20 protein-coding genes are annotated in these 21,383 nt (G+C 61.8%); 11 read left to right on the top strand and 9 right to left on the bottom strand.

Annotated elements, in window-relative coordinates; all coding sequences use genetic code 11:
• Nucleotides 1-41 precede the first annotated feature (41 nt).
• Nucleotides 42-800 carry a DUF1080 domain-containing protein gene (locus tag VT84_RS01080; protein ID WP_082838183.1) on the bottom strand — a complete coding sequence of 253 codons (759 nt, stop codon included), beginning with the start codon at nucleotides 798-800 and terminating at the stop codon, nucleotides 42-44.
• Between the two features lie 328 nt (nucleotides 801-1,128).
• On the opposite strand from VT84_RS01080, the gene VT84_RS01075 reads away from it, so the two are divergent.
• From VT84_RS01075 to VT84_RS01065, 3 genes are all read left to right on the top strand, one after another.
• Nucleotides 1,129-2,208: a hypothetical protein gene (locus VT84_RS01075; RefSeq protein WP_082838182.1), complete on the top strand. Its 1,080-nt coding sequence runs from the start codon at nucleotides 1,129-1,131 to the stop codon at nucleotides 2,206-2,208.
• Nucleotides 2,209-2,510: 302 nt separating this feature from the next.
• A complete protein-coding gene (locus VT84_RS01070; protein WP_082838181.1) occupies nucleotides 2,511-2,966 on the top strand; it encodes a hypothetical protein in 456 nt (151 codons plus the stop codon).
• A gap of 126 nt (nucleotides 2,967-3,092) precedes the next feature.
• The gene (locus tag VT84_RS01065) at nucleotides 3,093-3,962 is read left to right on the top strand and encodes an isochorismatase family protein (RefSeq protein ID WP_082838180.1); all 870 of its coding nucleotides are present in this window, start codon (nucleotides 3,093-3,095) and stop codon (nucleotides 3,960-3,962) included.
• Nucleotides 3,963-4,033: 71 nt separating this feature from the next.
• Here VT84_RS01065 and VT84_RS37910 read toward each other — a convergent pair whose 3' ends face one another.
• Both VT84_RS37910 and VT84_RS01060 read right to left on the bottom strand, forming a co-directional pair.
• Nucleotides 4,034-4,480 carry a carboxypeptidase-like regulatory domain-containing protein gene (locus tag VT84_RS37910; protein ID WP_157469054.1) on the bottom strand — a complete coding sequence of 149 codons (447 nt, stop codon included), beginning with the start codon at nucleotides 4,478-4,480 and terminating at the stop codon, nucleotides 4,034-4,036.
• Between the two features lie 17 nt (nucleotides 4,481-4,497).
• Nucleotides 4,498-5,502, bottom strand: coding sequence for a DUF1559 domain-containing protein (locus tag VT84_RS01060; RefSeq protein WP_162271551.1), 1,005 nt, complete (start codon nucleotides 5,500-5,502; stop codon nucleotides 4,498-4,500).
• A gap of 266 nt (nucleotides 5,503-5,768) precedes the next feature.
• Between VT84_RS01060 and ettA the strand changes: the two genes are divergently transcribed.
• From ettA to VT84_RS01030, 6 genes are all read left to right on the top strand, one after another.
• A complete protein-coding gene (ettA, locus tag VT84_RS01055; protein WP_082838178.1) occupies nucleotides 5,769-7,436 on the top strand; it encodes an energy-dependent translational throttle protein EttA in 1,668 nt (555 codons plus the stop codon).
• A gap of 35 nt (nucleotides 7,437-7,471) precedes the next feature.
• Nucleotides 7,472-8,209: an ABC transporter ATP-binding protein gene (locus tag VT84_RS01050; protein WP_239465640.1), complete on the top strand. Its 738-nt coding sequence runs from the start codon at nucleotides 7,472-7,474 to the stop codon at nucleotides 8,207-8,209.
• A 49-nt stretch (nucleotides 8,210-8,258) separates the two neighbouring features.
• Nucleotides 8,259-10,982, top strand: a complete 2,724-nt coding sequence (locus VT84_RS01045; protein ID WP_082838176.1) for an FtsX-like permease family protein — start codon at nucleotides 8,259-8,261, stop codon at nucleotides 10,980-10,982.
• A 76-nt stretch (nucleotides 10,983-11,058) separates the two neighbouring features.
• A complete protein-coding gene (locus VT84_RS01040) occupies nucleotides 11,059-12,114 on the top strand; it encodes a Gfo/Idh/MocA family protein (RefSeq protein WP_082838175.1) in 1,056 nt (351 codons plus the stop codon).
• 69 nt (nucleotides 12,115-12,183) lie between these two features.
• Nucleotides 12,184-13,035, top strand: a complete 852-nt coding sequence (locus VT84_RS01035; RefSeq protein ID WP_082838174.1) for a class I SAM-dependent methyltransferase — start codon at nucleotides 12,184-12,186, stop codon at nucleotides 13,033-13,035.
• Nucleotides 13,036-13,059: 24 nt separating this feature from the next.
• Nucleotides 13,060-14,043, top strand: a complete 984-nt coding sequence (locus VT84_RS01030) for a lysophospholipid acyltransferase family protein (protein WP_082838173.1) — start codon at nucleotides 13,060-13,062, stop codon at nucleotides 14,041-14,043.
• Nucleotides 14,044-14,055: 12 nt separating this feature from the next.
• On the opposite strand, the gene mnmA is transcribed toward VT84_RS01030, so the two are convergent.
• Nucleotides 14,056-15,129, bottom strand: coding sequence for a tRNA 2-thiouridine(34) synthase MnmA (gene mnmA / locus VT84_RS01025; RefSeq protein WP_082838172.1), 1,074 nt, complete (start codon nucleotides 15,127-15,129; stop codon nucleotides 14,056-14,058).
• 88 nt (nucleotides 15,130-15,217) lie between these two features.
• Between mnmA and VT84_RS01020 the strand changes: the two genes are divergently transcribed.
• Both VT84_RS01020 and VT84_RS01015 read left to right on the top strand, forming a co-directional pair.
• On the top strand, nucleotides 15,218-16,159 hold the full coding sequence (locus tag VT84_RS01020; protein WP_082838171.1) for a PLP-dependent cysteine synthase family protein: 942 nt from the start codon (nucleotides 15,218-15,220) through the stop codon (nucleotides 16,157-16,159).
• A gap of 30 nt (nucleotides 16,160-16,189) precedes the next feature.
• Nucleotides 16,190-17,407, top strand: coding sequence for a hypothetical protein (locus tag VT84_RS01015; RefSeq protein ID WP_052548952.1), 1,218 nt, complete (start codon nucleotides 16,190-16,192; stop codon nucleotides 17,405-17,407).
• 39 nt (nucleotides 17,408-17,446) lie between these two features.
• On the opposite strand, the gene VT84_RS01010 is transcribed toward VT84_RS01015, so the two are convergent.
• The 5 genes from VT84_RS01010 to VT84_RS00990 form a co-directional block, all read right to left on the bottom strand.
• Entirely contained in the window at nucleotides 17,447-18,484 is a 1,038-nt protein-coding gene (locus tag VT84_RS01010) for a class I SAM-dependent methyltransferase (RefSeq protein ID WP_052548956.1), read from the bottom strand.
• A gap of 91 nt (nucleotides 18,485-18,575) precedes the next feature.
• Entirely contained in the window at nucleotides 18,576-19,127 is a 552-nt protein-coding gene (locus VT84_RS01005) for a hypothetical protein (RefSeq protein ID WP_052548957.1), read from the bottom strand.
• 75 nt (nucleotides 19,128-19,202) lie between these two features.
• Nucleotides 19,203-19,838 carry a hypothetical protein gene (locus VT84_RS01000; protein WP_082838170.1) on the bottom strand — a complete coding sequence of 212 codons (636 nt, stop codon included), beginning with the start codon at nucleotides 19,836-19,838 and terminating at the stop codon, nucleotides 19,203-19,205.
• Complete coding sequence (locus tag VT84_RS00995) at nucleotides 19,831-20,382, bottom strand: RNA polymerase sigma factor (RefSeq protein ID WP_052548961.1); 552 nt, start codon at nucleotides 20,380-20,382, stop codon at nucleotides 19,831-19,833. The genes VT84_RS01000 and VT84_RS00995 overlap by 8 nt, the downstream gene beginning before the upstream one ends.
• Before the next feature lie 49 nt (nucleotides 20,383-20,431).
• The gene (locus tag VT84_RS00990; RefSeq protein WP_082838169.1) at nucleotides 20,432-21,265 is read right to left on the bottom strand and encodes a hypothetical protein; all 834 of its coding nucleotides are present in this window, start codon (nucleotides 21,263-21,265) and stop codon (nucleotides 20,432-20,434) included.
• Nucleotides 21,266-21,383 lie beyond the last annotated feature (118 nt).

Below are 21,383 nucleotides of genomic sequence, written 5' to 3'. Positions count from 1 at the left end.
TCTAGCAACCACCGAACTCTCCTTGGCCCCTGGCACTCGCCTCACTTCTTGATCGGCTTGTACTCGACCTTCTTGAACGTCATTACGCTGCCCGGGTCGTGGCCCTGGAGCGCGAAGTGACCCTTCGTGTAGGTGTTGTTCGGGTCTTTGAAGTCGATCGTCTTCTTGCCGTTCACGATGATCGTGATGTGGTTGCCGTCGGCGATCACTTCTTGGGTGAAGAATTCATCGGCCTTGTGCGGGGCGTCCTTCATCACGCAGATTTCCTTGCGGAACTCGCCCAGCTTCGTGCGGCCGTCCGGGTAGAGGCTACCGGTGCGGATCTGGTCGCTGTGCGTTGCGTTGATTTGAGCCTCGTAACCGGCCGGGAAGCCCGGCTCGAACTTCGTGCGGAAGTATTGGCCACTGTTACCCTTGTCGTTGATCTTAGCTTCGACGCGGTAGTGGAAGTTGTCGGCCTCGATCTCGGTGAAGATGTGGCTGGCCGGCCCGCCACCAACAATCAGCCCGTCCTTGATCTGCCAGAGGGTCACTTCTTTACCCGGGGTGCCGTCCTTTTTGTCCTTCTCGACGCCCGCGAAGGCAATCACCTTCCCGGCCTCGTTCTTCGTCTCCTTCACGCCCTTGAACTGGCCGCCCGGGGGGTTGGGGATCTTCCAGCCAGTAAAGTCTTTACCGTTAAACAGTTGCACCCACCCTTCGTCCGCAGCGCGAGCGACGGGTTCGGCGAAAGTCGCTACAGCGACGGCCGCGCACAGTGCCACCGCCATGAGCGAGCGAGAGAGGCATCGGGATTGCATACGTCGGCTCCAGTGAAAGTCGGCAATTTCGCGGACCGCGCGGTTGCCGGAGATGATCCTATTCGCACAAGTTGTGCCCCGCCACCACTCCGCAAGATCAACTGATACGATGCAACCGCACGAACCGAAAAAATTACCCAGAACGTGCAGATCCCGTTGCCTAACATTCGATACGCCAGTACGTTGTTTGTCGTCGAGCATACCTGGGCAGTCTGGGTAATCTTTATTGCCCTCCCGGAATAAGCCGACTAATCAGGGCCGGGCCGGTTCGCAGCAGGGAAGTCGCGAGCGCCCCACTCCCAAATCCCGTGTAAGTGGAGGCTTCGCAATGAAACGGCGTTTGTTGGGTACGGCCCTGCTCGGGGCCGCGGTGTGGTTCACGGCCGGTGACGCGGTCGGTTTCGGCGGGCGCAAGAAGAACGACTGCGGCAGCACCGTCGCGTGCGCCCCGTGCACCAGCTACTCGGTGTCCTACGTCGACAAGAAGGTGACGGCGTACAAGACCGAGTGGGAAACGAAGGACGTGAAGGTCACGGTCAACGAGTGGGTGACCTCCAAGGAAGACTACAAGTACTGGGTCAACGAGCCGGAAACGAAGAAGCAGAAGGTCAAGGTCAAGGAACTGGCGACCAAGGACGAGCCGTACAAGTACTGGGTCAACGAGTGGGTGACCACCAAGGAAAAGATCAAGGTCGCCGAGTGCAAGGCCGTCACGAAGGACGTGGAAGTCACGACCTACGACCTCAAGCCGACCGTGACGAAGCAGAAGCGGACGGTCTGTGAGTGGGTGTGCGTGCCCGTCACCGTGACCTGCGCGGCCCCGGCCCCGAGCTGCGACAGCGGGCGCGGCGGGCTGTTCAGCCGCCTCTGCAAGAAGAAGCACGACGACTGCGCCGCCCCGTGCGCGACTCCGTGCGAAACCCCGTGCGCCCCGGTCACCAAGACCGTGATGCAGCGCCAACTGGTTACCAAGGAAGTCGACGTCGACGTGACCACCTACGAGAAGATCCCGAAGAAGAGCACCCAGAAGGTCACCACCTACGAAACCGTTTGGGTGGAGAAGGAAGTCGACGTCAAGAAGTGCACCCCGGTCGAGAAGGCCGGCACCCGCAAGGTCTGCGTGTGGGTGGACGTCGAGAAGGAAGTTGACGTGACGACGTGGAAGAAAGTCGAAAAGACCAGCACCCGCGACGTGCGCAAATGCGTGGCGGTCGAGAAGACCGTCAAGCAACAGTTCCCGAAGCAAGTGGCTTACGAGACGACCGTGAAGGCGCCCGTGTACACCCTGGTGGTGGCCCCGGCGCCCGCACCGGCACCGTGCGAAACCCCGTGCGCCAGCCCCTGCAGCACCACCGGGTGCAGCAAGCCGGCTCGTGGCGGGCTGTTCCGCGGTCACTGCTGCAAATAAGTCGCACGTCAGCCTGAATTGACCCGACCCCCGGTCCGTGCCGGGGGTCTTTTCGTTTGTACACATCTCCGCGCGCAACACCTTGTAACGAATAAACTTCGGAAATTAATCGCAGCTCCGGCTCATGGGCAAAAAGGGGGCAGGGCGCAATTTGGGTAATTTTGGAGTTTCTATTTGACATATTTTCGCGCATGACGTTTAATCGCGCATATTCCTACCAAATGATTTAAACTGGAAAATCATCAGGGTAGGTAATTCATGGACTAGCCATACAGTTAGTCCCATATGCTCCGAGGTACACCATGTTTTCCCGTTCCCTGAAGTTCGTGGTGTTGGCGGCGCTCACAATGGCCGTCACAGCAGATTCGGCCGAAGCGTTCGGTCGGCGGCAGAGCACTTCGTGCTACACGCCGGTTTACTACTACCCGTGTCCGTGCCCGTGCCCGCCGTCGATTCCGACAGGGTGGGACTGTGCCAAGAACGAGACCAAGGAGTATCTCCGAATTCACATCACGTCGGGTTTTGGAAGCGAGGAAAAGATCGTCGCTCCGGGCGATTGCTTCTACTTCAGTTGGCGGTTGGATAACACTAACCCCCGTGTCTTAAGTGCCTTTACCCTCGACAATAGGTTGGTGGCGTACTTCGACTTCTATCCCCTCAATTTCCCTCTCCCCCACGACTGCTCGCACAACTGTCTGCGGGTCAGCGGCACCACCACGACAATGCAAAAGGCCTCTCCGCGCACAGACAAGAAGTAAGCCGGTGCAATGACGACTCTCGTGCGACGGTGAAAGTCGCCCCCCGGTCCGTGCCGGGGGTCTTTTCGTTTCCCGGAAGCACGAGCGGAGGAGTATCATCGGGCGCACCACAATCCGGAGGCTCCTATGCTTCGCTCACTCGCGTCACTCACGCTCGCCGCACTTTTCAGTGCCATTGCCGCAATTCCCGGTTCGGCCGCCGCGCCGCAAAAGCTCAAACTGACAGCGCGAAAGGTCACCGAGGTCGAAGAAACCGTTGCCGTCACCGACCCAACGACCAACGTCACCAAAACGGTAACCGCGAAACGGGGCGTCCCCACGAACGTTACCGTCGAAGTCGATCCCACGAGGACCGCCATCGTGGTGTGCGATATGTGGGACGACCACTGGTGCCAGAGTGCGTCGAAGCGGTGCGCGGAACTCGCGAAACAGGCGGAACCGGTCCTGAAAGCCTGCCGCGAGCAGGGTATGACGATCATTCACGGCCCGTCGGACACGATGCCGTTCTACAAGGATCACCCGGCGCGCAAGCGGGTCGCAGATGTGAAGAAAGTGGAGCCGCCGAAGTCGAAAGACCTACCCAACCCGCCGCTACCGGTAGACGACACGGACGGCGGGTGCGACGACGAGAAGCCCGCGAAGCAGTTCAAGGCGTGGACCCGCCAGAACGCAACCATCACCATCGACGAAAAGAAGGACTACATCACAGACAACGGGACAGAAGTATACAGCATCATGAAGGAGAAGGGAATCGACACGCTCTTCGTGATGGGCGTTCACACCAACATGTGCGTGCTGAACCGAACGTTCGCGATCAAGCAGATGGTGAAGTGGGACGTGCGGACGTTCCTGGTCCGCGACCTGACGGACGCGATGTACAATCCGAAGATGAAGCCGTTCGTGGCTCACGACAAGGGAACGCAGCTCATCATCGAGCACATCGAAAAGCACTGGTGCCCGACCATTGAGAGCAAATCGTTTCTCGCCACGAAGTGACCACGAAGGAGATGAATTGGTAGGCAATGTGCTGAGGTGAGGCAGGAACTTCACCCCAGCATACCAGTGAGTTACTTCACTTCCAAATCGATGACATTCTTCTGACCCGCAACTACGTCCTTCTTCAATGTTGTCTTCGCCGGATCGCCTAATTCCGCCCGGAGGCGACTTTTCTTACCCTTCGCGAAGTCCTGCTCGAGTTCCGCACGAGGAGGCAACCTATCTGGAAAGGCCGCACGGTCTCGTAAAACAATCCGATAGGTTCCAACCGCTGCCCCCGCGCGAGCACCGTCATCTGTTTTAAGTACGTACTTGCCATTCTCGTCTGTTTGGGCTGCGGATCGTGGACCGGGACCGTCCGGGTGGAATTCGACTCGTATCTTGTCGAGCGGTTTCCCATTTTGGGTTACCGTTCCCTCGACTTCAGCGAATTGAATCTTGTCACCACAGCCGGCTAATCCGGCCAAACAGCAAGCGAGCGCACTGGCAACCCAATATCGCGTGGACTTGTGCCTCATTGGTGCCGGCTCCTCCGTTAATAATCGCCAGAAATAACTTCCCCACCGGCCCGGGTACCCAACTTCTGGAGCGTGGGTAGGTCGATCGAGTCACGGATGAATCGAACCGAACCGTCGGATAAAGCGAAGTTCGCGCCTCCCGTGTGCCCGCTCCCGTAGGCGTTCATCCGGTCTTCAACATCAACGTCCGTCGCGGTAGCCAGTTTTCCCGGAGCCCAGCGGTAATTGATTCGCACCGAGGTGCCCAAAAACACGTCCGCCGTTCCACCGAACCAGCACCATCCCCAATCTGTAATCGGATCGTATTTGTCAAATTCGGGATCGAAGTAGTGCCGCTCACCGATCAGCAAAGTATTACTCGTTCCGTCAGTGATTGCCAGAAGGCTGAATTGCTTGTTTTGGACGAACACACCGTCCTGGTAGTCGAAGTGACTCGGCCGAACTGCGATTCCACCGGTGTATCCGCCGCGATTGTACCCCCGCGTACCTGCTGACCCGAGGTAGTGTGTGATGAAATACTGGCCGGCCGGGTTTAGTGAATTACTGGCATTCGGATTAGACGGACAGATCAAAGTCTTGACCTGTTGCTTCTGAAAGTACCAACCCGGTCCGAAGTCGACCCCGTTCTCGTCGCGACGGTTAGCATTGAAATCGTAATCGTTCCACCGACGGAAGAGAGCTTCTTGTTCGATGTACGGTAAAAGCTGGTGCATCAGCGCGAATCGTCGATATTGGTTCTGCGCGTTCGGCTGCTCCGGCGACGGCCAGTGAGCCAGCGGATTGCCGGTATTCTTCTGGTCTCGAAGAATGCCATACGGCAACTTGTCATACGCACTCTGGTAACTGTGGCAGGCGATGCCCAGTTGCTTGAGGTTGTTGCTACAGGTCATGCGCGCAGCAGCTTCGCGCACCTTCTGAACAGCCGGGAGAAGGAGCCCGATGAGGATAGCGATAATCGCGATCACCACCAACAATTCGATCAGCGTGAACGCCACGCGACTGCGGACACGAACGCGAAACATAGGGCCTCCGGACATGACAGAGGACGAGGAGACCAAGACACATGATTTGATGACCAAGATGATAACGCGCTACGCCCAAGAATCAATACGATTGAAATGTGAAACTCGTCTTAAGGTCTGGAGTTCGGATACTTGAGGCGCAAAAGAATCTGTACTCCACAGGTGGACCGGCGCCGACCGACACCACTCCATCAACTCGCGTTACCCCAGACGCACGGTTCCCGATAAGATTCCAGGATCGGAACCGGGTACCGCGCGAGGGATTCATGAGCGACCACTACATTTTCAACATTCGTGAACTGACCAAGCACTACGGCAAAAAAGAGATTCTGAAGAGTATTAATCTGAACTTCTACCCCGGGGCCAAAATCGGCGTGATCGGCTCCAACGGGGCCGGGAAGTCCACGCTCCTGAAAATTATGGCGGGCGTGGACAAGGAGTTCATGGGCGAGGCTTGGGCGCACGCGGGAGCCACCATCGGCTACGTTCCCCAAGAACCACACCTCACGCCCGGGAAAAACGTTCTGGAAAACGTCGAGGAGGCCGTTGCCCCGATTCGCGCCCTGCTGAAACGTCAGGAAGAAATCGGCGAGGCGATGGGCGACCCGGACGCGGACTTCGAGAAACTGTCCGACCAGATGGAAAAGGTGCAGGCCCAGATCGACGCGACCAACGCCTACGAACTCGACCGCACGCTCGAAATGGCAATGGACGCGATGAGACTCCCGCCCTCGGACGCCCCCGTTGAGCGACTCTCGGGTGGTGAACGCCGCCGGGTCGCGCTGTGCAAAACGCTCCTCCAGCGCCACGACCTGCTCCTGCTCGATGAACCGACGAACCACCTCGACGCGGAGAGCGTGGAGTGGCTCGAACACCACCTCGCGGCGTACACCGGCGCGGTGGTCGCGGTCACCCACGACCGGTACTTCCTCGATAACGTCGCGAAATGGATTCTCGAACTCGACTACGGTCGCGGGTACCCCTACGAGGGCAACTACTCCGGGTGGCTGGACCAGAAGAGGCGCCGACTCGCGGTGCAGGAAAAGCAAGAAAGCGCCCGACAGAAGCAACTCGACCGCGAACTCGAATGGGCGAAAAGCTCGCCGCGTGCGCGTATGGCGAAGAGCAAGGCCCGTCTCGCTGCGATCGACAAACTGCAAGAACAGGTGATCGACGAGGACGAAAAGGAACTGACCATCCAGATCCCGTCCGGTCCGCCGCTCGGGGATCTGGTGGTGCGTGCCGAGGGCGTGAAGAAGGGGTACGGCGACGTGCTCCTCTACGACGACCTGACGTTCAATCTGCCGAAGGGCGGGATCGTCGGCATCATCGGGCCGAACGGCGCGGGTAAAACGACGCTGTTCAAGATGATCGTCGGCCAGGAGCAACCCGACGGCGGAAAACTCACCGTCGGGACAACGGTGAAAGTCGCGCACGTGGACCAAAATCGCGACGCGCTGAACCCGAACAATACCGTGTTCGAGGAGATCACGGGCGGGTCGGATTACATCATCCTGGGTAAGCAGCGGATCGCGAGCCGGGCCTACTGCGCGAAATTCAACTTCAAGGGTCCGGACCAACAGAAAGTGGTCGGGAGCTGCTCCGGGGGCGAGCGGAACCGGATTCACCTCGCGAAGCTGTTGCGCAGCGGTGGCAATTTGCTGTTACTAGACGAGCCGACCAACGACCTCGACGTGGACACGCTCCGCGCGCTGGAGGAGGCGCTCATCAACTTCTCCGGCTGCGCGGTGGTGATCTCGCACGACCGCTGGTTCCTGGACCGCATCGCGACGCACATCCTGGCGTTCGAGGGCGACAGCAAGGTGGTCTGGTGCGAAGGGAACTTTGAAGTGTATGAAGAGCAGCGCCGCGCCCGGCTCGGGCCGGCGGCCGACCACCCGACCCGGATCAAATACCGGAAACTTACGTCGTGAGTCCGGGGTACAGTGGTGCGCGGGTGCCGGCGCCCGTGCGTCGTTTTCACAGCAGCCCCGACGCCTTGATACCTACGCGGTACTTCATGATCGAACTCCTCGACGCCGTGAAGACTTACACTCAGGGCCGGCGGACGGTGAACGCCGTCCGCGGGGTCACGCTCCGCGTGCAGACCGGTGAGTTCGTCACGATCATGGGGCCGTCCGGATCGGGTAAGTCCACACTCATGCACTTGATGGGGGCACTCGATACGCCCAGCGGCGGTCGGGCCGTGTTCCACGGGCAAGACCTTCAAACGATGTCCGATCGGCAGCGGTCTCTGCTCCGCCGCGACCGGATCGGGTTCGTGTTCCAGGCGTTCAACCTGCTCCCCACGCTGACCGCAGCGGAGAACGTCGCACTGCCACTATTACTCGCGGGCACGAATCGAGGGGCCGCCCTTGTTCGCGCCGCGGAGTGCCTGGAGCGCGTCAACCTCGCGCACCGGGCGGACCACTTCCCCGACGAAATGTCCGGCGGCGAGATGCAGCGCGTGGCCGTGGCGCGGGCGCTGGTCGCCGACCCGGAAGCGGTGTTGTGTGATGAGCCGACCGGGAACCTCGATACCGCCACGAGCCGCGAGATCCTCACGCTGCTCTCGAAGCTCCCCGAGCCGGGCAAGCGGGCCGTCATCATGGTGACCCACGACCCCAACGGCGCGTCTTACGGTACGCGCCTCGTGCGGATTCGCGACGGGGTGCTCGAGTCCGACGAACAAGTCGTGCGGCGCTAAACACAAGTCACGGAACGGACCGCGGGCCACGGGCGCCCGGAGGGCGTGAATGTCGGTGTACCGCCTGCTTGCTCTGCGATACCTGCTCCAACGGTGGGACCGCGCCGCGCTGATCGTCGCGAGCATCGCGCTGGGCGTCGCGACGCTCGTTTCCGCGCGCATCCTGAACCAGTGCATTGAGGCCGCGGCGCAGGACACCACCACGCCCGCCGGGAACGCGGAACTGTACGTGACCAACGGCGAAGCCGGCGTGCTGCGCGCGGTGGTCGACGACCTGCGTGCGGCGCACGTGCCCGGCGTCAAATCGGTGCAACCACTCATCTTCGATCGCGTCACGGTACCCGATCTCGGCGATCGAATCGCCGTTTTGGTTGGTGCGGAAGTCTCTTCGCAGTTACTCACCGAAGACAACGCCCTGAAGGTCAAAGTTCAACAACTCGAAATCGAGCGCATCATCGGGTGGCAATTGCTCCCGGTGCTCGCCGCAATCAAAGACGGCGATTTCACAAAGGCCAGCGAGCTGTGGGACCGCATCCCAGCGCGACTGGTGGTGGTATCGAAGTCGGTGTACGACGACTGGCTCGCGCGCACCGGCGGGAACCGGCCGTTCGTGATCCGGTACGCGACCCGAGACGTCGAGTGCCTACCCGTCGGCGTGGTCGAGTTCGAGAAGGATTCGCCGCTCGCGCCACTGGGGAAGAATTTCATCGGCATGAGCGTCGGACAGGCGACGCAGGTGCTCCGGCCGACGCCACCGCTCGTGGTTGTCGGCGGTGGCCTAGGTGAGGTCGTGGCAGGGGCGTTGAACCCACAGCGCGTGAACCGCATCGACCTGTTCCTCGCTCCGGGAACCGACAAAGAAGCAGTTGCGACCGCTGCAGGGAAGGTGGTCGGGCGCAGGGCCGAAGTGCGCACGCCCGACATGCAGCGTCGGAGCACGCAAGAAGTCGTGTCCGGGTTGCAAATCGGCGTGCTAATGTGCTCTGTCGGCGCGATGATTATCGGGCTGTTTCTCGTTTACAACGCTATGGCCGTGACCGTGGCCGAGCGCCGAGCCGATATCGGCATTCTGCGATCGATCGGCGGCACCCGCGCCCAAATCGTCGCGTTGTTTTCGCTCGCGGCCGCGTTCCTGGGGCTGATCGGTGCGGTGCTTGGCGTGCCGCTCGGTATCCTCCTAGCCGAAGTCACACTCAGTCAGTTCCGGGCCGAACTAGAATCGATCTTCCTGAACCCGGAAGTGAACCCCACGCGACTCTCGTGGACAAACTCGACTCTCGCCGTTTTAGTTGGCGTTACGACGGCAATTTTCGCTGCACTCGTACCCGCGATCCAGGCCGCAAACGATGACCCGGCTCACGTCGTGCGCCGATCCGCAGGTGGTGCAAAGGGACTGTGGAAACTTGCTCACCGCGTCGCGTGTGCGGGTATGGTCGTCACCGGCATCGCACTGGTTCTGCTGCGATTTCAGCTCCCCCCGCGCGTCGGCTCCGTGGGTGGCCTGACGCTCGTTCTCGTGGGGCTGCTACTCGCGTCACCGATCCTGGTCGCGGTGCTGGTCACCGTGCTCCGCCCCCTGGTTCGAGCGACGTTCCCGTTCACGCTCCGGCTCGCGTTCGACAACCTCTCTCGCGCCCCGGGACGCACCGGCGTGGTGATCGGCGCACTTGGGGCCGGTGTCGCGCTGATGTTCCAGACGGCGGGGGTGGGACGCAGTAACGAAGAGCCCGTGCTGTCGTGGATCACACAAGTAGTGCAGGCTGACCACTTCGTTTTCAGCGGAAATATGACTTCCGCGAACAGCTCGAACAGCCCGATGGTGTCCGCAGTGGCGCGCGAACTCAAGGCGCTACCGAGCGTCGAAAACGTGATGAGCATCCGGTACTGCCGGCCCGAGTACAACGGCACCATCGTGTACCTCGTCGCGCTCGATGTGAATACCTACAAGGAGGCCACCAGCGCCCGTGTACCCGAAATCGCGGCCAACTTGACCCGGTTTCCCGAACTCGACGACAAGCACCCGGACCACGCGGGCGTAAACAAGGTAATGGTGAGCGACAATTTCACCGCGCGACACCGGGTGAAGGTCGGTGACACGATCAGCATTCCCGGCCCTCGCGGCCCAGTAGACCTGCTGATTGTCGGCGCGGTGCGGGACTATTCGTGGAGCCGCGGAACGATCTTCATGGACCGCGCCCGCTACGCGAAACTCTTTGGCGACGATCTCATCGACATCTGCCACGTGTTCGTCAAAGCCGACCGTGCCTCGACCTCCGATGAGGATTTAGAAAAATACACTGCCAATAAGGGATTATTCCTCACTGACCGCGATTCGCTCCGCAAGTTCATTTCCGGACTCCTCAGCCGCGTGTACGTGCTCGCGTACATGCAGCAGATCCTGGTGGGGGTGGTCGCAGCCCTCGGCGTGGTAACAGCGCTACTCATCTCGGTGCTCCAGCGCAAGCGCGAACTCGGGCTACTGCTCGCGGTCGGGGCGACGCCCGGACAAGTGATGCGCTCGGTGCTAGCCGAAGCGTTTCTGATGGGAGTAATCGGCACCGCACTCGGCATCCTCATTGGGCTGCCGATGGAGTGGTACGTTCTGAAAGTGATGTTCGTGGACGAGTCCGGCTTCAACCTCGACATGCTCATCCCGTGGAAAGCAACGATCGGTATCGCGGTCGTCTCGGTTACGCTCGCGACGCTCGCGGGCCTCGTTCCCGCCTGGCGCGCCATTCAGACGCGCATCCCCGACGCGCTCCAGTACGAATAAATTGCCGTCCCCGCGCCCGGTGCGCCGGCGCGGATCGCGACTACAATCTCCCGCACGTCCACTCACGGGAGATGTCATGCCCGAACCACTCGGCTTCGCGATCATCGGCTGCGGGATGATCGCGCGGTTCCACGCGAAGGCCATTCAAGAGATCCCCTCGGCCCGCGTCACGGCGCTGGTTAGTCGCACCAAGGAGAGCGCGGAGAAGTTGCTCACGGATACGGGCCTGCCATCGTGTCCGATATTCGCTTCAGTCGAAGAGGCTGTGAAAGTGCGCGCGGTCGACGCGGTCATCATCACCACTCCCAGCGGCGCGCACCAGGAACCGGCCCTCGTTGCGGCCCGAGCCGGCAAACACGTGGTTGTTGAAAAACCGCTCGAAATTACGGGACCGCGATGCCAGACCATCATTGATACGTGCGACGCAGCGAAGGTGAAACTCTGCACGATCTTCCCGTCGCGCTTTGGCGACGCGAACACCACACTCAAAGCCGCTGTGGACGCGGACCGTTTCGGGCGCCTGACACTCGGCGAAACCACCTGCAAATGGTGGCGCACGCAGCAGTATTACGACGAAGGCGGTTGGAAGGGCACACAGGCACTCGATGGCGGCGGAGCCATGATGAACCAAGCCATTCACAACGTCGATCTGTTGCTGTGGATGATGGGCGACGCCACGCACGTGAGCGGGTTCACGGCCACGCTCGCGCATGAGCGCATTGAAGTCGAGGATACGGCAGTCGCGGTCATCCGCTTCGCGAGCGGGGCACTCGGTGTGATTCAAGCGACGACGAGCGTTCACCCCGGCTACCCGAAGACGATCGCGGTTCACGGCGATCGGGGGTCCGTGGTCATCGAACAGGACGACGTACTGCGCTGGGATTTCACGCCCTCCACAGCCGACGACGCGAGAGTGAAGGAACGATTCGCGCAGAAGGTCGGCGCGAGTGGCGGGTCGGCGGACCCGAAAGCCATCAGTCACGAGGGACACCGCCGGCAACTCGCCGATTTCGTCGACGCGGTGCAACAGAATCGTGTGCCAAAGGTGGACGGGCGCGAGGGCAAAAAGGCGGTCGATTTGATCTGCGCGATTTACGAAAGCGCCCGAACAGGGAAAACCGTAGCTCTGTGAGAAATCAGGCGGGGTTGTGGGGCGGAACGCGGGTGGGGTAGAATTCCGCCCGATTTCCGGAGGACCGCCGTGGCGCACGCGCCGATTGAACCGCCGCCGTACTTTGATGTCCTCTTGGAGCGGCTCGCGCAAGGTGATCCGGAGGCGACGGCCGCACTCGGTCGGCACGTTCATTGGGGTTACTGGAGCGATCCCGACGCTGTTCCTCTCACCGGCGCGGACTACGCGGTCGCGGCCGAAGAGTTGTGCCGGCGCGTGTGCGACGCCGTTCCGGTTCGCGACGGCATGCGCGTTCTCGACGTCGGGTGCGGTTTCGGCGGAACCATCGCCAGTCTCAACGAGCGATTTAAGAACCTCGATATGACGGGCGTGAACATCGACCCGCGCCAGCTCGCCCGCGCCGCCGAAACAGTGACGCCGATTAACGGGAACCGCACGACGTGGGTAGAAGCCGATGCGTGCGCCCTACCGTTCGCGAACGATCAGTTCGATGTGGTACTCGCAGTCGAGTGCGTGTTCCACTTTCCGAGCCGCGCGACGTTTCTCGCCGAAGTGAGCCGCGTGCTCAAACACGGTGGTCGACTCGCGCTCTCGGACTTCATCCCCAGCGCCGAGGGATTGGACGCGCTCCACAAGCACGGCATCGGTGGCTCCGAAACGCGCACCAGTTACGGCACCGTAAACGTGCTTTGTGCGGAACCCGAGTACCGTGCCTTGGCGCAATCGGCGGGGTTCACCGCGCCGACGTTCGAGGACATCACCCCGCACACGCTCCCGACGTACAAGTTCATCAGGAACACGGCCGCTCGCTGGCAAGCGGCCGGTGCGGACGCCTACGTTCGCACGACCCGGCGCCTGGAAGTGAGTAGCCGGGTGGGTTGGTTGCGGTACGTGATTTTGAGTGCCGGACTGGGCTTGTGACCGGATATTGCAGGAGAGCCACGGATGGCCAAGAAAGCTCGGAACCGGACGGTCGATTTCACGGTCTACCTGGTAGTGCGGTCGCTCGTCGCGGCGGTGCAAATGGTGTCGCCGCGAATCGCCTACGCAACGGCCGATTTCCTTGCGTGGCTCGTGTACACACTGGTGAAGAGCCGGCGCCGTATCGCGCTCGAAAACGTCCGCGCCGCGTTTCCCGAACTTAGCGCGAACCCCGCCGCGGCAGACCAACTCGTGCGCGGCATGTACCACCACTTCCTCCGGGCCATCATCGAACTGATGTTGCTGCCACGCAAGCTGCACCACACCACACTACGGAAGTTTCTCGTGTTACCGCACGGAGCGGAAATGCTCCCACCGCTCGTATCGGACCGGGCCGCGCTGCTGGTCACGGCGCACTTCGGTAACTGGGAGATGGCTGGGTTCGCGATGGGGCTGTTCGGGTTCCACACGCACGCCATCGCACGAGTGCTGGACAACCCGTACCTGGAGCGGTTCGCGCTCCACTTCCGCCAGCGCACCGGTCAAACCATCATCGCCAAGAACGACGACTTCGCGCGCCTCACCGATACCCTGACTCACCGCGGGAAGATTGCCACACTCGCGGATCAGGACGCGGGGCCGCGCGGGGTGTTCGTGGACTTCTTCGGGCGCCCCGCGAGCACGCACAAAGCCATCGCACTCATGGCGATGGAGTTCGATGCGGTTATGGTGGTAATGGGGGTGCCGCGCGTGAGTCGGACCGACTACCCGCAGTGCGCGGACTTTGATCCGAGCAGTCCACTGGCACCGATGTACTACGCGGTGAAGTGCGCGGACGTGATCGACCCGCGCGATTACGCCAACGACCCCAACGCGGTGAAGGCAATCACGGCCCGCTACACCACCGCGCTGGAGAAACTGATCCGCGAGCACCCGGAACAGTATTTCTGGCTGCACCGGCGCTGGAAACACCAACCCAAAGCGAAGGCCGCGAAGCCGGCCGCGTAACGCGCGGTACACTTAGCGCAACGCTTTTTCGACCCAGCCACCGCCGAGAACACGAGTTCCGTCGTAGAACGCAACTGCCTGTCCCGGCGTCACGGCCGGTTGTGGGGTGTCAAAGTTCACCCCGGCCCCGCCGTTTGGCAGCGCGGTGACGGTCGCGGGCACTCCCGTGTGCCGGTAGCGGATTTTCGCGGTGCAGGTGGTCGGCTCCACCGGCGCATCAATGAGCCAGTTCATTTCGCTCGCGATCAGGCCCGAAGCCAAGAGGTCGTTTTCGTCGCCGACAACAACCGTGTTCGTCTCAGGCAGAAGTTCGAGCACGAATCGCTTCTTTCCGCCACCAATATTCAACCCCTTCCGCTGACCGATCGTGAAACGGTCCAGCCCGTCGTGCGGGCCGAGCACGGTGCCGTTTCGCTCGGTGATGAGACCGGCCGTCGCAACTTCTGGCCGGCGCGAGCGCACGACATCGGTGTGATCGCCGCTCGGAACGAAGCAGATTTCCACACTGTCCGGCTTCTCCGCGACGCTCAATAGCCCCGCTTCGCGCGCAAACGCCCGGATCTGCGGCTTTGTGTACCCACCGACCGGGAACAGCAGGTGCGGCAACACGTCGCGCTTGATACCGTGTAGCACGTAACTCTGATCCTTGTCGCCATCAATGCCCTTGTGGAGTTCGCCATCAATCACTTGCGCGTAGTGGCCGGTGGCGATGTAATCGGCCCCGAGCTTCTGGCCGAAAGCCCAGAGTTGGCCGAACTTCAGCCAGTTGTTGCACACCACGCACGGATTCGGCGTGCGCCCGCGGGCGTACTCGTCCACGAAATAATCGATGATGCGGTTGAATTCCGCCTCGAAATCGAGCGCGTAGAACGGAATATCGAGCTTGTCGGCCACGCGGCGCGCGTCCCCGGCGTCGATCGCGGAACAGCAACCCTTCTTGTGATCCGCTCTCGTGTTCCCCTGGTCGTGCCCGTGCGTCCCGGTGCGCATGAAAAGGCCGATCACGTCGAAGCCCTGCCGCTTCAGCAGCACGGCCGACGCCGAACTGTCTACTCCCCCACTCATCGCCAACACGACCCGCGGCATACCTCACCCTCTGTTCGCGAACCCATCTTTCCAGTATAGAGGCGGGCGCGAGAGAAAATGTTTGGCGCACCCATTCTTGGAAGCCGCTATGTCCGCCGAGTTGCCGGGCTGTCACCGTTATTTGAACCGCATCGCCCCGCCGCCCCTGGTTCCGGTGCGGCTCGATCCGAGCCTGCCCGCGGTGTGGTGCAAACTGGAGTTCCTGAACCCGAGCGGGAGCACAAAAGACCGGATCGCGCGGTTCATCCTGGAAAAAGCCTGGCGCCTGGGCCGCGTGAAATGCGGCGACCGCGTCGTGGAGGCGTCCAGCGGGAGCACGAGCATCGCACTGGCGCTGGCATGCGCGCAGATGGGGCTGAAATTCCTCGCGGTGATGCCCGAGGGCGTGAGCAACGAGCGCGTGTTCATCATTCGGGCTTACGGCGGGGACGTGAAATTTACCCCCGCGGCACTCGGAATTCGCGGCGCGATCGCGGAAGTCGAGCGCCTGGGCGCTGAACCAGGCGTGTTCCTGCCGAAACAGTTCGCGAACCTGGATAACGCCGAAGCCCACCGACTCGGCACCGCGCGCGAGGTGCTCGACCAGATCCCGGGCGGAAAGGTGGACGCGGTCGCGAGCGGTGTCGGGACCGGCGGTACGCTCGTCGGGCTGTTTGAGGGGCTGCGCGAAAACGGCTGTCGAATCGTGCCCGTGCTCGCGCGCCCGGTGAATCTCACGCGGGCACCCGAAGTCGAATGCTGTAGCTTTTCGGCCCGCATTCCCGGCGTCGCGGATTCGATCTCCGAAATCTTCAGTACCGAGCGCCTACCGGGATTACTGACGATCGAAGTGCGAGACGAGGACGCGCTCGCGACTACACGCGACCTAATCCGCCTCGGTTTCCCCGTCGGCCCCAGTTCGGGGCTGAACTACCAGGCGGCGCTCGCGGTCCTGCGTCACCTCAACGACCCGACCGCACAGGTCGTCACCGTGTTTCCGGACCGAATGGAACGATACTTCACCACCGAACTGTTCAAGCCATTCGTATGATGGGTGTCGCCCGTTCCCACGAGATCGCGCATGAGCATCCGGTTGTCGTGCCCGTCGTGCAACACCGCGTTCACGGTCCCGGCGATCCCGGATCACCGGCGCGTACCGTGTCCGCGCTGCGGGGACGTGTTCCCGGTTCGCGGGGAGCTAGTTGATCAGGCGAACAGTACCTCCGGTGAAACGGTAAGCGAACGCCAAATAGTACCTCCGGCACCGACCGTTGAGCGCCCCAAAGGGGCGCCGCTGTTCGCGATTGGTTTGGGGATTTTGCTGGTTGCGGGTGTGCTCGGCGGCGGGATCTGGCTTGCGTTTGGCACCAAGCACAAGGAGAAGTCACCCGAGAACGCCCCTGTCCCCATTGTGGCTGCCAAACCGCCCGCCGAACTCGCCGCGCTCGGTTATTTGCGCGCGGATTGCAACATCGTGTTCGCGGTGCAACCCGGTCCGCTCCTCGATTTTGCCGCGCGCACGAAACAGGAACCGCGTGAGGTGCTTGCCCGGGCCGGTTTGCCTGAAGGCGTGCGAAACACAATCGAGCAACTCGGCGTCACGCTCCCTCAAATCGATCATGTTGCTGGCGGGCTGTACTTGGGCGAAGGTGAGGACGCGCTGCGGCTCGCGCTCGTTCTCGTGTTGAATCAACCGCTCACAGACGAAGCCGAATTCCTGAAATCGCTCAAAGCCAAGCCGATCGCGGGTAAGAAGTCGCGCCACGATGTGGTGGTGGGCCGATTCCCATTGCTGCTCACGCGCGTCTCACCAACGGTGTGGGTGTTCGGACTCGACGACAAGGATTTCGATGCCGTGGGTAGGGGGTACGGTCCCGGCGGGAAGCAGTTTCGTGGTGGCGCTGATGGGCAACCGGGTGTGCGGACGATGATCGCGTCTGTTCCGCCGGATGCTGCTATCTGGGTCGCAGCCAACGACGAACGCGATTGGACACAAAAGCCTATTGTGAAGCTGGCGGGTCAATCACCAGAAGTGAAAAAGCTGCTCCCCGCGGTGAAGGACGGGCGCGGCGGGTTGATTGCGATGAGCTTCGGCGAACACCCCCATCTGCGACTCCGTGTGCGTACCGCCAACGACGCGATCGCCGATCGCGTGCGTGCTTATTTCACCGCTCGCGCCGCCGAAACGGAATCGGCCACATCTAGCGGAAGTGGCGCCGCGGCCCAATTCGATGCGCCATTCGACGCTGCCAATAACGGGAAATTGCTTCAGCGGCTTCTGAACGATGTGGAGCGATAAGAATCGGAGCCGCAGGCACCTGTCCTGCGGCTCTCACATTCACATACCCGAAATGACCACAGAGTACCCGCGGTTCTCGATCACCGAGCAGTCACCGAACGTATCGAAGATGAGCGGCACCACCGCGGTCGGCATCTTCGTCACGATGTAGTACCGGCCGTGTGGCCGCAATAGGTCGCGGGCGCCCTCAATGAACAGGCGCGTGATTTCCGATTTCGCGTAATACGGCGGGTTCGCCAGAATCACGTCGAACGCACGTTCTTCCAGTCCCTGCAACCGCGTCGCGGTCACGAATCGCGTGTTGGTGATGTTGTTCGCCTTGGCGTTCAGTTCCGCGAGCGCAATGGCCCGCAGGCTACTATCGATGAACGTCACGCGCCCCTTCGGGCCGGTCATCGCACCGGCTAGGCACCCGACCGCGCCGTTGCCGCACCCGAGGTCGAGAATGCCGTCGCGCTCCTTGATTTCTGCCACTTCGAGCATCGCCCGCGAACCCGAATCGAACCGTCCGTAGCTGAACGTCCCCGGCCGCGACACGAACTCCATCGGCTCCCCCTCGCCGATCTTCGCGTGGTACGTGACCTCGTGCCTGCGGCGCGCGTCCGATGCGTCCGTTTTCGTGCTGAAGAACGCCATGCCGTTCTCGCTCGACGGCGTCTCGCCGCACTTGCCAAAGATCTTCTTCTGGAGCTTCGCGAACTGACTGTCCTTTTCGTACTCGGAAAGCGTGAGGAACAGCCCGCCGGGCGCGAGCACGTGGTACCCCTGCTCGACGACGTCGAGTTTCACTTCGCGGTCCGCGTGCGCGGATGCGGGAAAGATAACCGTGTTGAACTTCGGGGGCAGATCCCACAAGTCCGCACACGCGACGACTTCGGCCTTCGCGTCGACTTCCGCGAGCGTTTCGCGCACGCGGTCCGTCTGGTGCAAGTCGAATTGAGCGCAGGTAACTTCGGTTTCGGGTAACCCGAGCGCCTTCACGAGATTGGCGACCGGCCACGGGGGGCCGAGCGCGATAAGCACCGGTGGTTTAACACGATGCGCAACCGTTGCGAACAGTTCAGTGAGGTACTTCATTCTGGTATTGTAGATGCGCTGCGCGCGAAATGGGCACCGACAACACTCCGGACACAAACCATCCGCTTGAACCCTTGGGCCGTTAGCTGTCCTACGGCTTCTTCTTCTTGGCCCTTTCTAGCAGCGCCTCAAAGCGGTCCTTTGTGGCGCGATCGAGGTTGTCGCGGAACTTGGTGAGTTCGTCTTTCGTGGCCGTCAATTCGGCGCGCAGCACCTCGGCCCGGTGCTCCAACGATTGCAGTTCGAGTTCGACCAGTTCCCGCGCGAGCGTCTGAAGTTGCTCCTCCACCATCTTGCGCGTTTCTTCCTTCGGCATCGCGAGTTTCGCCACCAGCACGAGCGCCTGGTTCTCAGCCTTCCACATCTTCAGTTCGAGTTCGTACCGCTTGGGGTCGTCTTGAATGTCCGCGAGCAATTCCGTGACTTGGAACGTTTCGCGGATCTGGAGTTCGTAGGCCGGGCGCGCGGACTTCTTAAGGTCGTCGAGTAGCGGAACAAGGTCCGGGCAGTGTTTACGGACGAAGTGGAGCGCAGCGGCCTCGCGCTCTTCAGTAAATTTAGGGAGCGGGTCGGCGTGCGCGGCGCACGGAAACAGGACGAGCACCGCGATTGCGGTGGCGCGAACGAGGGCCGTCCTCGACATTGGTAAGCCTCTCACTTCCCCAGACGGGATCGGGCCGGCAGCGCGGACGGGAACAAAAAACGGGAGCGGGTTCGGTCACGGACTATCAGCCCGGCTCGCGGCTGACACGTGGTGCGGGTGCGAGAGGTTCTGCATCTTCTGGCGCCAGCGCACTTCTTCGTCGCGCGCCTTCTCGACGTTATCGTGCGTACTCAAATCGGCCCAAATCTCGGCCACGCTCCGGGACGCATCGTTCGTACCACACGGGGACGAAGCGAGGTGGTCCATGATCCCTTGCGCGCTCGGCTCGTGCGACTCCGGGGCACTCGCGCTCTCCGCGCTGTGCGAGTCCGGCGTCTCTTCGGTCGGGGGAGCTACGGCAACGCTCGCGGGCGCGCCGGCCTCCGTCAGTTCCGGTTCGGTACTGTCGGCTAGGGCCAACCCAATGAGGGTGCAAACGGCGACCACGGCGGCTCCGGCCCCGGCCCACATGAGTGGGCGCCCGCTGGCACGATCCCAGCTCGCACGAGCACGCAGAATCGCGCGGAACGAGGGGTGCGGGGCCGGCGCCTTCTGGCCGATCGCCGCCGCCGAAAGGCGCACGGCTTCGGAAAGCGCGTCGCGCGCGTCTTGGTCCTCCGCGAGTTGCATCTCGAACTCGGCGGTTTCGTCAGGGTTCAGGTCGCCGGCCGCGTAGCGGAGCGCGGTCGCCTGAAGGGTCGGCTCAGGCATGGCGGGCCTCCCACAACTGACGGAGTTTTTTCAGGCCGTCGTGCATTCGGGCCAGCGCGGTGTTGAGCGGGCACCCCAGCGCAGCCGCGACCTCACGGAACGTTTTGCCGTCGAACACGCGCGCGGATATTACCGCGCGCTGCGTTTCGGGCAACTGATCGAGCAGCGCGCGTACCTGGCGCGCGTCATCGGTGGCGCCCGCTCGCAGGTCCGCCGGGTCATCCCCGATTAGGTCCAGCAGGGCGAAATCGTCTGCTTGAGTAGGCAGGCGCTTCGTCTTGCGTTTCAGCAGCATCGCCTGACGGTACGCGACCGTAAACAGCCACCCGCGGAACGTGTCCGCGGCGACGGTATCGGCCTTGCGCAGCGCCTGCACGAAGGTCTCTTGTAGCGCGTCTTCAGCCGCGTGGTGGTCCTTGAGCACCCCGAATAGGAACCGGAACACCGGCTCCTCGTAGCGAGCGAATAGCGGCTCCAGTGCGGCCGAATCGCCCGCCCGGAACCGGGCGAGTAACTCCGCGTCAGTTGAGTCGGTAATCGTCATCCGCGCCGGCGCCTCCGTTCGTTCCCTTATCGGCCCGCATCTGCTTCAATCACCGGTTCCGGGCCTTCTCCCGACCACCCTTCTTCCCTCGCTTAGGCTCCTCGTCGTCGTCATCGCCATCATCTTCGTCGTCATCGTCGCCCCCATCTTCCTCTTCGTCCTCGTCGAGAGCACCCTCGACCTCCTCGAAGCCCGCTTTCACCTTCGGGTTCTGGAGCATGACGATGCCGTAAATGCCGATCAGGAGCGGCACGATCCCCATGATGGACCCGACCAGTGCCCAAGGGTACGACCCGAGTTCCTGCATCTGACTGGCGCAGAAGCAGACCATCCCGCCCCACAAGAAGGTCACCATCCCGAGCATCATGTAGATAATAGCCTCTTCCGTCTCTTCTTCGCCCGGCGGGGCGTCGTTGAAGATCAGGGGCCACACACCGTACAGGAACATCCCCAACCCGGCGATGCCCGTAATTAACCCTTCGAGCGTGAGCAGGTTGCTGGGCATGACCAGGAGCGACATCGCAGGACCGCGGGCGCTCTTCTTGAACTTATCCTGGACGTCGGTGAACTTCGGCTTGTTATCCTCGATCCGTTGCTTCTCTTCTTCCGTCTCACCAACGACACCGTAGCCCCTCTTAATCGAGGCCGCGTCCTCGTCGTCATCGTCATCGATCGGTCTCTTAACCGGAGCCGGGGACGGGGCCGGTTTCTTCGGCTCATCGGCCAGTTTGAGAACGCCCGCGCCGCCCGATGACGCCTCTTTTTCCGGTTCCGGTACGAACGTTTGGCCGCACTTCGGGCACGGGACCGTCTTCCCAACCTGCACACGTTTGGGCGTCTTGAGCGTTACCCCACAGTGGGTACACGTGTACGACACGGACATTCGACACTCCCAAAACGAAACCGACCTGGACTCGAAGAACGAGACGGAGATGGCAATTCTTAAAAACTATCCTACCCGACCGCCCCCTCGGATGCCAGCCGATAGAAAATCAGGCGCA

The organism is Gemmata sp. SH-PL17 (assembly GCF_001610855.1).
Classification (GTDB): Bacteria; Planctomycetota; Planctomycetia; order Gemmatales; family Gemmataceae; genus Gemmata; species Gemmata massiliana.
This window is presented reverse-complemented; position numbering and strand designations above follow the sequence as displayed.